The organism is Streptomyces sp. NPDC001020, assembly GCF_053599115.1.
Genome location: NZ_JBSFLQ010000009.1, coordinates 1 through 12,679, shown reverse-complemented (window position 1 = coordinate 12,679; position 12,679 = coordinate 1). Strand labels below are relative to the sequence as shown.

The window sequence follows — 12,679 nt, the reverse complement described above, 5'->3', positions numbered from 1 at the left end:
CATGGCGGAGCAGAACCCGCTCAAGATCCACAACCTCCGTCCCGCCCCGGGCGCCAAGACCGCCAAGACCCGTGTGGGTCGTGGTGAGGCGTCGAAGGGTAAGACGGCCGGTCGTGGTACCAAGGGCACCAAGGCCCGCTACCAGGTTCCGGAGCGCTTCGAGGGTGGCCAGATGCCGCTGCACATGCGCCTCCCGAAGCTGAAGGGCTTCAAGAACCCGTTCAAGACCGAGTTCCAGGTCGTGAACCTCGACAAGCTGGCCGCGCTCTACCCGCAGGGTGGCGAGGTCACGGTCGAGGACCTGGTGGCCAAGGGCGCCGTTCGCAAGAACAGCCTCGTCAAGGTCCTGGGCCAGGGCGAGATCTCCGTGGCGCTGCAGGTGACGGTCGACGCCGTCTCCGGCTCCGCCAAGGAGAAGATCACCGCCGCCGGCGGTACGGTCACCGAGCTCGTCTGACCCTTTCGGGCGTCTCGATGACCTGAACGATCCCGACCGGGGATACCCCACAATTGGGGTATCCCCGGTTGGTCGTTCCTAGGGAAGCGGTCTCGCCGGTAAGGTGGCCTGCACTGTCAACTTTCGCAGGGTGTCGCGGTACGGGCACTCAGGGCGGCGGTTGGCCGTTACACCTGTCGTTGTTCAGTCGGAAACTCAAGACGTCACCCTTGACGCAGTTGCGCGGGGGTCGCAGGAGGCACCGTGCTCACCGCGTTCGCCCGGGCGTTCAAGACGCCCGACCTGCGCAAGAAGCTGCTCTTCACGCTCGGCATCATCGTGGTGTACCGGGTCGGTACACACATCCCGATTCCGGGTGTCGACTACAAGAACGTCCAGACCTGTATGGACGTGGCCAAGGGCCAGCAGGGAATCTTCGGCCTGGTAAACATGTTCAGCGGCGGCGCGCTGCTGCAGATCACCATCTTTGCGCTGGGCATCATGCCGTACATCACGGCGAGCATCATCCTCCAGCTGTTGACCGTGGTCATCCCGCGTCTGGAAGCCCTGAAGAAGGAGGGCCAGGCGGGTACTGCGAAGATCACGCAGTACACCCGTTACCTGACGGTGGCGCTCGCGATCCTCCAGGGCACCGGCCTGGTGGCCACCGCCCGCAGCGGCGCCCTGTTCTCCGGCTGCCCGGTGGCGAACCAGATCGTCCCGAACCAGTCGATCTTCACCACCATCACGATGGTCATCACGATGACCGCCGGTACGGCCGTCGTCATGTGGCTCGGCGAACTGGTCACCGACCGCGGTATCGGCAACGGCATGTCCATCCTGATGTTCATCTCCATCGCGGCGACCTTCCCGTCCGCCCTGTGGGCCATCAAGCAGCAGGGCAGCCTGGCCGGTGGCTGGATCGAGTTCGGCACCGTCATCGCGGTCGGCCTGGTCATGGTCGCCCTGGTGGTCTTCGTAGAGCAGGCCCAGCGGCGCATCCCGGTCCAGTACGCGAAGCGCATGATCGGCCGTCGCGCCTACGGCGGTACCTCCACGTACATCCCGCTGAAGGTCAACCAGGCGGGCGTGATCCCCGTGATCTTCGCGTCGTCGCTGCTGTACATCCCGGCTCTGATCGCGCAGTTCGCCGGAGGCAACTCCGGTTGGAAGACGTGGATCAACCAGAACCTCACCAAGGGCGACCACCCGATCTACATCACCGCCTACTTCCTGCTCATCGTGTTCTTCGCGTTCTTCTACGTGGCGATCTCCTTCAACCCCGAAGAAGTCGCGGACAACATGAAGAAGTATGGTGGCTTCATCCCGGGCATCCGGGCTGGCCGACCGACCGCTGAGTACCTGAGCTACGTACTCAACCGGATCACCTGGCCGGGTTCGCTGTATCTGGGTCTGATCGCTCTCGTGCCGACAATGGCGTTGGTGGGCTTCAATGCGAATCAGAACTTCCCGTTCGGTGGTACCAGCATCCTGATCATCGTGGGTGTCGGTCTTGAGACGGTGAAGCAGATCGAGAGCCAGCTCCAGCAGCGCAATTACGAAGGGTTCCTCCGCTGATGCGTATCGTCCTCGTCGGGCCGCCCGGTGCAGGCAAGGGAACGCAGGCCGCGTTCCTCGCCAAGAACCTGTCGATCCCGCACATCTCCACGGGCGACCTGTTCCGCGCCAACATCAGCCAGCAGACGGACCTGGGCAAACTCGCGAAGTCCTACATGGACGCGGGCAACCTGGTGCCGGACGAGGTCACCATTGCGATGGCCAAGGACCGCATGGAGCAGCCGGACGCACAGGGCGGCTTCCTGCTGGACGGCTTCCCGCGGAACGTGCAGCAGGCCGTGGCGCTGGACGAGATGCTCAAGTCCGAGAGTATGAAGCTGGACGGCGTCCTCGACCTGGAGGTCCCCGAGGAGGAGGTCGTCAAGCGCATCGCGGGCCGTCGCGTGTGCCGTAACGACTCGGCGCACGTCTTCCACGTCTCCTACAAGCCCGCGAAGCAGGAGGGCGTCTGCGACGCCTGCGGCGGTGAGCTGTACCAGCGGGACGACGACTCGGAGGAGACCGTCCGCAAGCGCCTGGAGGTCTACCACACGCAGACCGAGCCGATCATCGACTACTACAAGGCCCAGGGCCTGGTGGTCACGATCTCGGCGCTCGGCAAGGTGGACGAGGTGACCGCCCGCGCGATGCAGGCGCTCCAGAAGGCCGACGACAAGTAGTCGCTCCTTCCCGCCACTGCCGCTCCACGGCCGCGGTTCCCTTGTGGGGGCCGCGGCCGATGTGTGGGACGCCGTAGGTGCGGCGACTCCCACCAAGGGCTGAGCCCCCACCCCCCGGTCGGCCTGACCGGCCTCGTCCTCCATCACCGGACGGGCTGGGCGGGCCGTCCCCGTATCTTTGATGGTGTCCGTCTCTCTCCGGTCCAGAAAGGCCGTAGCCGCCATGGTGCAGATCAAGACCCCCGAGCAGATCGCCAAGATGCGTGAGGCGGGGTTGGTCGTCGCAGCCGTGCACGCGGCCACACGCGAGGCGGCCGTGCCGGGCGCCACGACGAAGGACCTGGACGAGGCCGCGCGCAAGGTTCTCGCGGAGCACGGCGCGAAGTCGAACTTCCTGGGGTACGGCGGCTTCCCCGCGACCATCTGCACCTCGGTCAACGAGGTCGTGGTGCACGGCATCCCGTCCGACGAGGTCGTACTCAAGGACGGCGACGTCATCTCCATCGACGCGGGCGCGATCGTGGACGGCTGGCACGGGGACGCCGCCTTCACCGCGTTCGTGGGATCGGGCCATGCGCCGGAACTCGTCGAGCTCTCCCGGGTGACCGAGGAGTCGATGTGGGCCGGGATCGCCGCGATGAAGCTGGGCAACCGGCTCGTCGACGTCTCCCGCGCCATCGAGACGTACATCCGCCGGCAGCCGAAGCCGGGCGGCGGGCGCTACGGGATCATCGAGGACTACGGCGGGCACGGCATCGGCACGGAGATGCACATGGACCCGCACCTGCTGAACTACGTCGAGCGGCGGCGCGGCAAGGGCCCGAAGCTGGTGCCCGGCTTCTGCCTGGCCATCGAGCCGATGGTGTCGCTGGGGACGCCGAAGACCGAGGTCCTGTCGGACGACTGGACGGTGATCACGACGGACGGTACGTGGTCGTCCCACTGGGAGCACTCCGTCGCCCTCACCGAGCAGGGCCCGCTGGTGCTGACGGCTGTGGACGGCGGCAAGGCCAAGCTCGCGGAGTACGGCATCACGGCCGCCCCCGACCCCCTCGCATGATGATCTCGGTTGTGGGGCAGACTGCCTCGATTCGTGTTTCCTGGGACGCTGACGTAGACTGACTCGTCGGCTCTCGTGCATCTGCATGTCTGCGTGCGGGGTGCGGAGTCGATCAAGGTAGTCGATTCGAAGGGCGAAGCGTGGCCAAGAAGCAAGGTGCCATCGAGATCGAGGGCACTGTCGTCGAGTCTCTGCCGAACGCCATGTTCAAGGTCGAGCTCCAGAACGGCCACCAGGTCCTGGCACACATCAGCGGCAAGATGCGCATGCACTACATCCGCATCCTCCCTGACGACCGGGTCGTGGTGGAGCTGTCTCCGTACGACCTGACGCGTGGCCGGATCGTCTACCGCTACAAGTAGATCTTGCCCTTGCCCCGCCTCCGCGGGGTGGTGGCACTGACCCGGAGAACCTCACCCATGAAGGTCAAGCCGAGCGTCAAGAAGATCTGCGACAAGTGCAGGGTGATCCGCCGTCACGGCCGGGTCATGGTCATCTGCGACAACCCGCGCCACAAGCAGCGCCAGGGCTGACGCACGACCCACTCTCTGCATCCGCAGAGCTTCGCGCGACGCGAGCAACATGTTCATACGCAGGGCCCAGACCTGAAACATCAGGCCTGACACCCCCGGTTCGGAGGCCGGGGACCCAGTTCGTACCTCATACGGCGGCTGGGAACCGGTTCTGTGGAAGACCTCCGAAGATCACCAGGAGCCATTGAATGGCACGCGTTTCCGGTGTTGACATCCCGCGCGAAAAGCGCGTGGAGGTCGCCCTCACCTACGTGTTCGGCATCGGCCGGACCCTCTCGCAGGCGACGCTGGCTGCGACCGGCGTTGACCCGAACACCCGCGTTCGCGACCTCTCCGAGGAGCAGCTCGTCGCGATCCGCGAGTACGTCGACAACAACATCAAGACCGAGGGTGACCTCCGTCGCGAGATCCAGGCCGACATCCGCCGCAAGGTCGAGATCGGCTGCTACCAGGGTCTGCGGCACCGCCGCGGTCTGCCCGTCCGCGGTCAGCGCACCAGCACCAACGCCCGCACCCGCAAGGGCCCGCGTCGCGCCATCGCCGGCAAGAAGAAGCCGGGCAAGAAGTAGTCCGCAGCGGACACCTGTCCACGGTCTTCGCTGTAGGACCGACCACCTCCCGTAGGAGTTAGTAGATGCCCCCCAAGGGTCGTCAGGGCGCTGCCAAGAAGGTGCGCCGCAAGGAAAAGAAGAACGTCGCTCACGGCCACGCGCACATCAAGAGCACGTTCAACAACACGATCGTCTCGATCACGGACCCGTCCGGCAACGTGATCTCCTGGGCCTCGGCCGGCCACGTCGGCTTCAAGGGCTCCCGGAAGTCCACGCCGTTCGCCGCGCAGATGGCCGCCGAGTCGGCTGCCCGCCGCGCCCAGGAGCACGGCATGCGCAAGGTCGACGTGTTCGTGAAGGGCCCGGGTTCCGGTCGTGAGACCGCGATCCGCTCCCTGCAGGCCACGGGCCTCGAGGTCGGCTCCATCCAGGACGTCACCCCGACCCCGCACAACGGCTGCCGCCCGCCGAAGCGTCGTCGCGTCTGACGCCTTCGCCGCTTCACGGCCGCGGTTTTCCGGGCGGTACGGTCCTCTTCGGGCCGTGCCGCCCGTACCCTTGCAGTATCCCGTGCCATTGAGGTACGGGCCCTGTCGGGCGTCATATAGCGGGCGCCCACGACTGAAGGATCTGATCCACACATGCTGATCGCTCAGCGACCCTCGTTGACCGAAGAGGTCGTCGACGAGTTCCGCTCCCGGTTCGTGATCGAGCCGCTGGAGCCGGGCTTCGGCTACACCCTCGGCAACTCCCTGCGTCGTACGCTCCTCTCCTCGATCCCGGGTGCGGCGGTCACGTCCATCCGCATCGACGGCGTTCTGCACGAGTTCACCACCGTGCCGGGCGTCAAGGAGGACGTCACCGACCTGATCCTCAACATCAAGCAGCTGGTCGTCTCCTCCGAGCACGACGAGCCGGTCGTGATGTACCTGCGCAAGCAGGGTCCGGGCCTGGTCACCGCCGCCGACATCGCGCCCCCGGCCGGTGTCGAGGTGCACAACCCCGACCTGGTCCTCGCCACGCTCAACGGCAAGGGCAAGCTGGAGATGGAGCTGACCGTCGAGCGCGGTCGCGGCTACGTCTCCGCCGTGCAGAACAAGCAGGCGGGCCAGGAGATCGGCCGGATCCCGGTCGACTCCATCTACAGCCCGGTACTCAAGGTCACCTACAAGGTCGAGGCGACCCGTGTCGAGCAGCGCACCGACTTCGACAAGCTGATCGTCGACGTCGAGACCAAGCAGGCCATGCGTCCCCGTGACGCCATGGCGTCCGCCGGTAAGACTCTGGTGGAGCTGTTCGGTCTGGCTCGCGAGCTCAACATCGACGCCGAGGGCATCGACATGGGCCCGTCCCCGACGGACGCCGCCCTTGCCGCCGACCTCGCGCTGCCGATCGAGGAGCTGGAGCTCACGGTTCGCTCCTACAACTGCCTCAAGCGTGAGGGCATCCACTCCGTGGGTGAGCTCGTCGCCCGCTCCGAGGCCGACCTGCTGGACATCCGCAACTTCGGTGCGAAGTCCATCGACGAGGTCAAGGCGAAGCTGGCCGGCATGGGCCTGGCCCTGAAGGACAGCCCGCCCGGATTCGACCCGACCGCCGCTGCCGACGCCTTCGGCGCCGACGACGACGCGGACGCCGGGTTCGTCGAGACCGAGCAGTACTGAGCACTCCGCGAGGAGTCCAGTACTGCGGCTGCGGGCCGGTTGTGACTGGTCCCACGCCCTTCCAGGCCCCCTTCGGGGGGTCTGGATCTCTGACAGGCAACCGCCTGCTCAGATACTGACCCCGGTACCTGACACGGCCGGGGCAGATACCAAGGAGAGACAGAATGCCGAAGCCCACCAAGGGTGCCCGCATGGGCGGCAGCGCCGCGCACGAGAAGCTGATCCTCGCGAACCTCGCGAAGGCGCTGTTCGAGCACGGTCGTATCACCACCACCGAGGCGAAGGCGCGCAAGCTGCGTCCCTACGCCGAGCGTCTGGTCACCAAGGCGAAGAAGGGCGACCTTCACAACCGCCGTCAGGTGCTCCAGGTCATCACGGACAAGAGCATCGTCCACACGCTCTTCACCGAGATCGGCCCGCGCTACGAGAACCGTCCGGGTGGCTACACCCGCATCACCAAGATCGGTAACCGCCGTGGCGACAACGCGCCCATGGCCGTGATCGAGCTGGTCGAGGCGCTGACGGTGCAGCAGAAGGCCGTGGGTGAGGCCGAGGCCGCCACCAAGCGTGCGGTCAAGGAGGCCGACGAGGCCAAGGTCGAGGAGACCAAGGTCGAGGACGCCGCCGAGGAGTCGAAGGACGCCTGAGGCAAGCCCTCGCAGTGAGCGGGTCCGCCCCTTGGGGCGGGCCCGCTTTCGCGTACCTGAGAGGATCCAGGAGTGAGTGACGAAGTACAGCCGGGACACGTCCGTATCCGCCTCGACCTGTCCTACGACGGCACCGACTTCCACGGCTGGGCCAAGCAGGCCGGCGGCCGGCGGACCGTGCAGGCGGAGATCGAGGACGCGCTGCGTACCGTCACCCGGTCTCATCACGCGGGGTACGAACTGACCGTCGCCGGGCGCACCGACGCCGGTGTGCACGCCCGCGGACAGGTCGCCCATGTCGATCTGCCCCGGGAGGTCTGGGCCGAGCAGAGCGGAAAGCTGCTCAAACGGCTCGCCGGGCGGCTGCCCAGGGATGTGCGGGTGTGGGCGCTCAGGGAGGCACCCAGCGGCTTCAACGCCCGGTTCGCCGCGATCTGGCGGCGCTACACCTATCGCGTCACGGACAACCCCGGCGGTGCGGATCCACTGCTGCGCAACCACGTCCTGTGGCACGACTGGCCGCTGGACGTCGTCGCCATGGACGCCGCCGCCAAGTCCCTGATCGGGGAGCACGACTTCGCGGCGTACGCGAAGAAACGCGAGGGGGCGACGACGATCCGCGAGATCTTCGACTTCGGGGTACGCCGGGGGGCGGACGGCATCATCGAGATCGAGGTCCGCGCCGACGCCTTCTGCCACAACCAGGTGCGCTCCATGGTCGGCGCCCTGCTGTTCGTGGGTGACGGCCACCGTGGAGTGGAGTGGCCGCGGAAGGTCCTCGACGCCGGCGTCCGCGACAGCGCCGTCCATGTCGTCCGCCCGCTGGGGCTGACGCTGGAGGAGGTCGCGTACCCGGCGGACGACCAGCTCGCCGACCGCCAGCGGCAGGCGCGGCGGGTGCGGGGCGCGGTGCACTGAAAGGGGGCTGCGCGGCGGTTGTAGAGCCCCGGGCCCGGGAGACGGCTACGCCTTGTCCAGGATCTCCTGCAGGGCCGGCTGGAGGAAGGGCTTCAGGGTCTTCGAGTACGACGACGTGATGTGGCTGTTGTCGAAGTAGACGACCTGGTCGCCGATGACCGCCGGGCACACATCCGCGGTGCAGAACGCGGGCGTCGTGTCGATGATGTCCGCGCCGTACTTCTTGGCCACTTCCCGCTCCATGGTGCGGAACTCCGGGTACTCCAGCGCCTGCCACTGCTTGCGGTTGCACGGGGTCTGGCCGAGCTGCCGCCCACGGTGCGGGTACGTCGACGACACCGTGGATCTCGCCCTCGCCGTCTGGGGTCGCGTACCCCGGGTTGTACCGCTCGTTGTGCAGTTCCACGTGCTGGCCGATCACCGTGCGGCTCGGGCGGCCGTGTCGCGCGTCGTTCTCCAGGCCGGCCAGCATCGCTTACACCCGGCGTGCGGCCGGGGTCGCCTGCGGGTCCCGTTCGCGTAGATCGGTCGGGACCGCACCGGCCTCCTGCTCGGCCTCGTCGGGCCAGGCCCACACCGCCAGAGGCGCCGTGAGTGCCGCGCCGAGTGCGGCCCCGATCAGCCCGACCCGCCCCCGCAAACGCATGACGTCACACCGATTCCATGATCAGCCGCACGACGTCCCGGCGTTTCCCGGAAAGGGCGCGGACCTTCCTGTGGCAGGTCACTGGCCGGTGGCTGCGGAGGCCTGTGCCTCACCGCGGCGGTGGATCTGGCGGAACGCGAACTCGGCCACGTCGTCGCCGGCCGCGAACACCTTCGCGTCCTTGGTCGTCACGTTCTTGCCGTTGGTGAAGCCGGCGAGTGTGAAGTACGCGTAGCGGCCGACGGAGTTGCTGGTGTTGCGGCAGACCGTCGTACGGCAGAACGCGGGCACGCCGTCGCCGGCGAGCGAGGTGACGATGCCCTTGGAGTCGACCTCCTGCTTGACCTTGGTCGCCTGGGCCGTGGTGTCGAAGAGGGCCACGCCGACCGTCACCGCGACGCCGTTCGTTGTGTAGGTGGCGCGAATGACGCGGGTGCAGCCGTTCTTGGTGAGCAGTGCGGGAAGCGTGCCCTGCGCGGCGGAGGCGCAGTTCGTCGTGGAGGCCGTGGGGCCCTTCTTGTAGACGTTCGAGCCCACGGTCAGCCGGGTGCCGGGGAAGAGCGTGTCCGCGCTGATCGGCGCCGTGTCCTTCTTCGAACTGGCGATGAAGTCCGCCGGGTCCAGCGGGGGAGGGGCCGAGGTCGGTGCGAACGAGGGAGCGGTGTCCGCGCTCTCGCTGGGTATGTGGGTGGCGCCGGGCAGATCAGGGGTGGGCTTGCCGGAGGCCTGGGAGCTGCCGTTCGTGGAAATGATCGCCACGGCCACCGCGGTGCCCACCGCGATCGTGGCCAGGGCACAGCCGAGGATCAGCAGGAGCCGACGGCGCTTGGTGCGCGCCTCGGAGGCCTCGGCGAGGGCGGCCCAGTCCGGGGTACTCCCGGTGTCTCGCTGCGCTTGCTGGGAACTCGTTTTCCAGGGATCCCATTGGGGCTCCCCCTGCCCGTAACTCATGCGGCGCATCTTAGAGCCTGTCTTTTCCGTCGCGTCGCGGTCCGGCACCCCGGCTCGGGGCGGGTGATACGGCCCGGCCGCGGCCGGGCATGCGGCGGCGGCCGTGTTTTGACCCGCATGGGCGGCCCCGTTATCCTGGCTGTTCGTTGTGTGTATTGGCTTGCTCATTCTCACGTGAGAGGCCCTTACACCGGTCCGCCGGGCCGATGACCAGCGATCAGCACGCGGTTTGCGTCACCGTGGTGCGGTCAGGGCTGTCGTGATCGTTTTCGGTGACCTTGTCAGGAACCTCACTGAAGAAGCGAAGGCTACGAACCGTGCGTACGTACAGCCCCAAGCCCGGCGATGTGACGCGCCAGTGGCACGTCATTGACGCTCAGGACGTCGTCCTGGGTCGTCTCGCCACGACTGCCGCCAGCATCCTGCGCGGCAAGCACAAGCCGATCTACGCGCCCCACGTTGACACCGGTGACTTCGTCATCATCATCAACGCGGACAAGGTGCACCTGTCCGGCAACAAGCGGACCCAGAAGATGGCGTACCGCCACTCCGGCTACCCGGGTGGTCTGCGCTCCGTCCGCTACGACGACCTGCTGGCGAACAACCCGGAGAAGGCCGTCGAGAAGGCCGTCAAGGGCATGCTCCCCAAGAACTCCCTCGGTCGTCAGATGCTCTCGAAGCTGAAGGTCTACTCGGGCGACCAGCACCCGCACGCTGCCCAGCAGCCGGTGCCGTTCGAGATCACCCAGGTCGCGCAGTAATTCCGGCCACCCCCTAAAGCTGAAGAGAATCTGAGGAGAATCGTGGCCGAGACCACTGCCGAGCAGCCGCTCGAAGAGCTTGACATCGACAGCTACACCAGCGAGACCGAGGTTCCGCTCGAGGGTGAGTACACCTCCGAGTCCATGGCCTCGCGCTTCGGTGAGCCCCAGCCCGCCGCAGGCCTGGGCCGCCGCAAGAACGCCATTGCCCGCGTCCGGATCGTTCCGGGCACCGGCAAGTGGAAGATCAACGGTCGCACCCTTGAGGACTACTTCCCCAACAAGGTGCACCAGCAGGAAGTGAACGAGCCCTTCAAGGTGCTCGAGCTCGAGGGCCGCTACGACGTCATCGCCCGCATCGCGGGTGGCGGTGTCTCCGGTCAGGCCGGTGCGCTCCGTCTCGGTGTCGCCCGTGCGCTGAACGAGGCGGACGTCGACAACAACCGCGGCGCGCTGAAGAAGGCCGGCTTCCTCCGCCGCGACGACCGTGCGGTCGAGCGGAAGAAGGCCGGTCTGAAGAAGGCCCGCAAGGCTCCGCAGTACAGCAAGCGCTAATCGCGTTCGCTGCGCGCAGCAGGCGTCCTACCGCCTGCTGCGCGCGAGTATCGCCCCGGCAGCACACTCCGTGCCGCCGGGGCGTACGTTTACCTGGGACGGTTGCGTGTCACAGGCTTATGGAGCCACCCCGACAGGCCGGGGAGAGCCCCGTGGGATAAGCCTCAAGGCAGGGGCCCGGGCGATGTTCGTGCCCGGTCGCTGTCCGCACCCTTGGCATGAGCCGCACATTCGCAGCAAGTTCGGAGGACACCACAGTGGGACGACTCTTCGGCACGGACGGCGTGCGCGGTGTCGCCAACGCGGATCTGACGGCCGAGATGGCGCTCGGCCTCTCCGTGGCGGCGGCGCACGTACTGGCCGAGGCGGGCACTTTCGAGGGCCACCGGCCGACGGCGGTCGTCGGGCGGGATCCTCGTGCGTCCGGGGAGTTCCTGGAAGCCGCCGTGGTCGCCGGTCTCGCCAGCGCGGGCGTGGACGTCCTCCGCGTCGGCGTGCTGCCCACCCCCGCTGTCGCCCACCTGACGGGTGCGCTCGGCGCCGATCTGGGCGTGATGCTCTCCGCCAGCCACAACGCCATGCCCGACAACGGCATCAAGTTCTTCGCCCGTGGTGGTCACAAGCTCGCCGACGAGCTGGAGGGCCGGATCGAGGCCGTCTACGAGGAACACCGCACCGGTGCCCCCTGGGACCGGCCCACGGGAGCCGGAGTCGGCCGGGTGAGGACGTACGACGAGGGCTTCGACCAGTACGTGGCCCACCTCCTCGGCGCCCTCCCGAACCGGCTCGACGGGCTCAAGATCGTCCTCGACGAGGCGCACGGTGCCGCCTCCCGTGTCTCGCCCGAGGCGTTCTCCCGCGCGGGAGCGGAGATCGTCACGATCGGCGCCGAGCCGGACGGACTCAACATCAACGACGGCTGCGGCTCCACCCACCTGGACCGGCTGCGCGCCGCCGTCCTCGAGCACGGCGCCGACCTCGGCATCGCGCACGACGGCGACGCGGACCGCTGCCTGGCGGTGGACCACACCGGCGACGAGGTGGACGGCGACCAGATCCTGGCCGTGCTCGCGCTGGCGATGCGAGAGCGTTCCACACTGCGCTCCGACACCGTCGTCGCGACCGTCATGTCCAACCTCGGCTTCAAGCTCGCCCTGGAGCGCGAGGGGCTCAAGCTCGTGCAGACCGCGGTCGGTGACCGGTACGTGCTGGAGGAGATGAAGGAGAAGGGCTACGCGCTGGGCGGCGAGCAGTCCGGCCACGTCATCATCCTCGACCACGCCACCACCGGCGACGGCACACTGACCGGCCTGATGCTGGCGGCACGGATCGCCGAGACCGGCCGTACGCTCAGGGACCTCGCGTCCGTGATGGAGCGACTGCCGCAGGTGCTGGTGAACGTCCCGGACGTGGACAAGTCCCGGGTGGGCACGTCCGTGGAGCTGGTGTCCGCCGTCGGCGAGGCGGAGCGTGAACTGGGGTCGACCGGCCGGGTACTGCTGCGGCCGTCGGGAACGGAACCCCTGGTGCGGGTCATGGTCGAGGCCGCCGACATCGATCAGGCGCGGTCGGTGGCCGGACGACTGGCGGACGCGGTGAAGTCGGCACTGGGCTAGGGCGTGTTACGAAAGTCCCGCCTGCCCCGCGACGCCTGGCACGGCACTCCCCCAAGCTCTTCGAGCAGGGGGGACCCCCACGCCGCGTTGTCGGGATCGCCCGC

Annotated in this window: 17 protein-coding genes; 14 read left to right on the top strand and 3 right to left on the bottom strand. The window is 67.6% G+C overall.

Annotation, left to right across the window (positions count from 1 at the left end):
- Position 1 precedes the first annotated feature (1 nt).
- From rplO to truA, 11 genes are all read left to right on the top strand, one after another.
- The gene (rplO, locus tag ACWDEX_RS10555; RefSeq protein WP_071364957.1) at positions 2-457 is read left to right on the top strand and encodes a 50S ribosomal protein L15; all 456 of its coding nucleotides are present in this window, start codon (positions 2-4) and stop codon (positions 455-457) included.
- A gap of 243 nt (positions 458-700) precedes the next feature.
- Entirely contained in the window at positions 701-2,014 is a 1,314-nt protein-coding gene (gene secY, locus ACWDEX_RS10550; RefSeq protein ID WP_450462885.1) for a preprotein translocase subunit SecY, read from the top strand.
- Positions 2,014-2,673: an adenylate kinase gene (locus ACWDEX_RS10545; RefSeq protein ID WP_450462884.1), complete on the top strand. Its 660-nt coding sequence runs from the start codon at positions 2,014-2,016 to the stop codon at positions 2,671-2,673. Before secY ends, ACWDEX_RS10545 begins: the two co-directional genes overlap by 1 nt.
- A gap of 223 nt (positions 2,674-2,896) precedes the next feature.
- Positions 2,897-3,733, top strand: coding sequence for a type I methionyl aminopeptidase (gene map / locus ACWDEX_RS10540; protein ID WP_450462883.1), 837 nt, complete (start codon positions 2,897-2,899; stop codon positions 3,731-3,733).
- Between the two features lie 140 nt (positions 3,734-3,873).
- Positions 3,874-4,095 (top strand): translation initiation factor IF-1, encoded by a 222-nt coding sequence (infA, locus tag ACWDEX_RS10535; RefSeq protein ID WP_003948620.1) that lies wholly within the window; start codon positions 3,874-3,876, stop codon positions 4,093-4,095.
- Between the two features lie 57 nt (positions 4,096-4,152).
- Positions 4,153-4,266: a 50S ribosomal protein L36 gene (gene rpmJ / locus ACWDEX_RS10530; protein ID WP_003974245.1), complete on the top strand. Its 114-nt coding sequence runs from the start codon at positions 4,153-4,155 to the stop codon at positions 4,264-4,266.
- A 188-nt stretch (positions 4,267-4,454) separates the two neighbouring features.
- Positions 4,455-4,835, top strand: coding sequence for a 30S ribosomal protein S13 (gene rpsM / locus ACWDEX_RS10525; protein ID WP_071364953.1), 381 nt, complete (start codon positions 4,455-4,457; stop codon positions 4,833-4,835).
- Positions 4,836-4,900: 65 nt separating this feature from the next.
- Positions 4,901-5,305: a 30S ribosomal protein S11 gene (gene rpsK, locus ACWDEX_RS10520; RefSeq protein ID WP_003956432.1), complete on the top strand. Its 405-nt coding sequence runs from the start codon at positions 4,901-4,903 to the stop codon at positions 5,303-5,305.
- 153 nt (positions 5,306-5,458) lie between these two features.
- Entirely contained in the window at positions 5,459-6,481 is a 1,023-nt protein-coding gene (locus ACWDEX_RS10515) for a DNA-directed RNA polymerase subunit alpha (protein WP_024755423.1), read from the top strand.
- Between the two features lie 164 nt (positions 6,482-6,645).
- The gene (gene rplQ, locus ACWDEX_RS10510; RefSeq protein ID WP_252424629.1) at positions 6,646-7,128 is read left to right on the top strand and encodes a 50S ribosomal protein L17; all 483 of its coding nucleotides are present in this window, start codon (positions 6,646-6,648) and stop codon (positions 7,126-7,128) included.
- 72 nt (positions 7,129-7,200) lie between these two features.
- Positions 7,201-8,046, top strand: a complete 846-nt coding sequence (gene truA, locus ACWDEX_RS10505) for a tRNA pseudouridine(38-40) synthase TruA (RefSeq protein WP_450462882.1) — start codon at positions 7,201-7,203, stop codon at positions 8,044-8,046.
- Between the two features lie 45 nt (positions 8,047-8,091).
- Here truA and ACWDEX_RS10500 read toward each other — a convergent pair whose 3' ends face one another.
- The 3 genes from ACWDEX_RS10500 to ACWDEX_RS10490 all read right to left on the bottom strand — a co-directional run bounded on the left by ACWDEX_RS10500 (position 8,092) and on the right by ACWDEX_RS10490 (position 9,643).
- Positions 8,092-8,385 (bottom strand): SGNH hydrolase domain-containing protein, encoded by a 294-nt coding sequence (locus ACWDEX_RS10500; RefSeq protein WP_450462881.1) that lies wholly within the window; start codon positions 8,383-8,385, stop codon positions 8,092-8,094.
- Positions 8,386-8,521: 136 nt separating this feature from the next.
- On the bottom strand, positions 8,522-8,692 hold the full coding sequence (locus tag ACWDEX_RS10495; RefSeq protein ID WP_450462880.1) for a hypothetical protein: 171 nt from the start codon (positions 8,690-8,692) through the stop codon (positions 8,522-8,524).
- Between the two features lie 78 nt (positions 8,693-8,770).
- Complete coding sequence (locus ACWDEX_RS10490; protein WP_450462879.1) at positions 8,771-9,643, bottom strand: hypothetical protein; 873 nt, start codon at positions 9,641-9,643, stop codon at positions 8,771-8,773.
- Positions 9,644-9,960: 317 nt separating this feature from the next.
- On the opposite strand from ACWDEX_RS10490, the gene rplM reads away from it, so the two are divergent.
- The 3 genes from rplM to glmM all read left to right on the top strand — a co-directional run bounded on the left by rplM (position 9,961) and on the right by glmM (position 12,575).
- Positions 9,961-10,404 carry a 50S ribosomal protein L13 gene (gene rplM, locus ACWDEX_RS10485; RefSeq protein WP_071364944.1) on the top strand — a complete coding sequence of 148 codons (444 nt, stop codon included), beginning with the start codon at positions 9,961-9,963 and terminating at the stop codon, positions 10,402-10,404.
- Between the two features lie 42 nt (positions 10,405-10,446).
- Complete coding sequence (rpsI, locus tag ACWDEX_RS10480) at positions 10,447-10,959, top strand: 30S ribosomal protein S9 (RefSeq protein WP_450462878.1); 513 nt, start codon at positions 10,447-10,449, stop codon at positions 10,957-10,959.
- Between the two features lie 257 nt (positions 10,960-11,216).
- The gene (glmM, locus tag ACWDEX_RS10475; RefSeq protein WP_450462877.1) at positions 11,217-12,575 is read left to right on the top strand and encodes a phosphoglucosamine mutase; all 1,359 of its coding nucleotides are present in this window, start codon (positions 11,217-11,219) and stop codon (positions 12,573-12,575) included.
- The last annotated feature ends 104 nt before the right edge of the window (positions 12,576-12,679 follow it).

Excerpts from the sequence above, each read along its gene's own strand:
- rplO (WP_071364957.1), top strand. The coding sequence starts at position 2 with ATGGCGGAGCAGAACCCGCTCAAGATCCACAACCTCCGTCCCGCCCCG.
- ACWDEX_RS10545 (WP_450462884.1), top strand. The coding sequence starts at position 2,014 with ATGCGTATCGTCCTCGTCGGGCCGCCCGGTGCAGGCAAGGGAACGCAG.
- map (WP_450462883.1), top strand. The coding sequence starts at position 2,897 with ATGGTGCAGATCAAGACCCCCGAGCAGATCGCCAAGATGCGTGAGGCG.
- rpmJ (WP_003974245.1), top strand. The coding sequence starts at position 4,153 with ATGAAGGTCAAGCCGAGCGTCAAGAAGATCTGCGACAAGTGCAGGGTG.
- rpsM (WP_071364953.1), top strand. The coding sequence starts at position 4,455 with ATGGCACGCGTTTCCGGTGTTGACATCCCGCGCGAAAAGCGCGTGGAG.
- rpsK (WP_003956432.1), top strand. The coding sequence starts at position 4,901 with ATGCCCCCCAAGGGTCGTCAGGGCGCTGCCAAGAAGGTGCGCCGCAAG.
- ACWDEX_RS10515 (WP_024755423.1), top strand. The coding sequence starts at position 5,459 with ATGCTGATCGCTCAGCGACCCTCGTTGACCGAAGAGGTCGTCGACGAG.
- rplQ (WP_252424629.1), top strand. The coding sequence starts at position 6,646 with ATGCCGAAGCCCACCAAGGGTGCCCGCATGGGCGGCAGCGCCGCGCAC.
- ACWDEX_RS10495 (WP_450462880.1), bottom strand. The coding sequence starts at position 8,692 with ATGCGTTTGCGGGGGCGGGTCGGGCTGATCGGGGCCGCACTCGGCGCG.
- ACWDEX_RS10490 (WP_450462879.1), bottom strand. The coding sequence starts at position 9,643 with ATGAGTTACGGGCAGGGGGAGCCCCAATGGGATCCCTGGAAAACGAGT.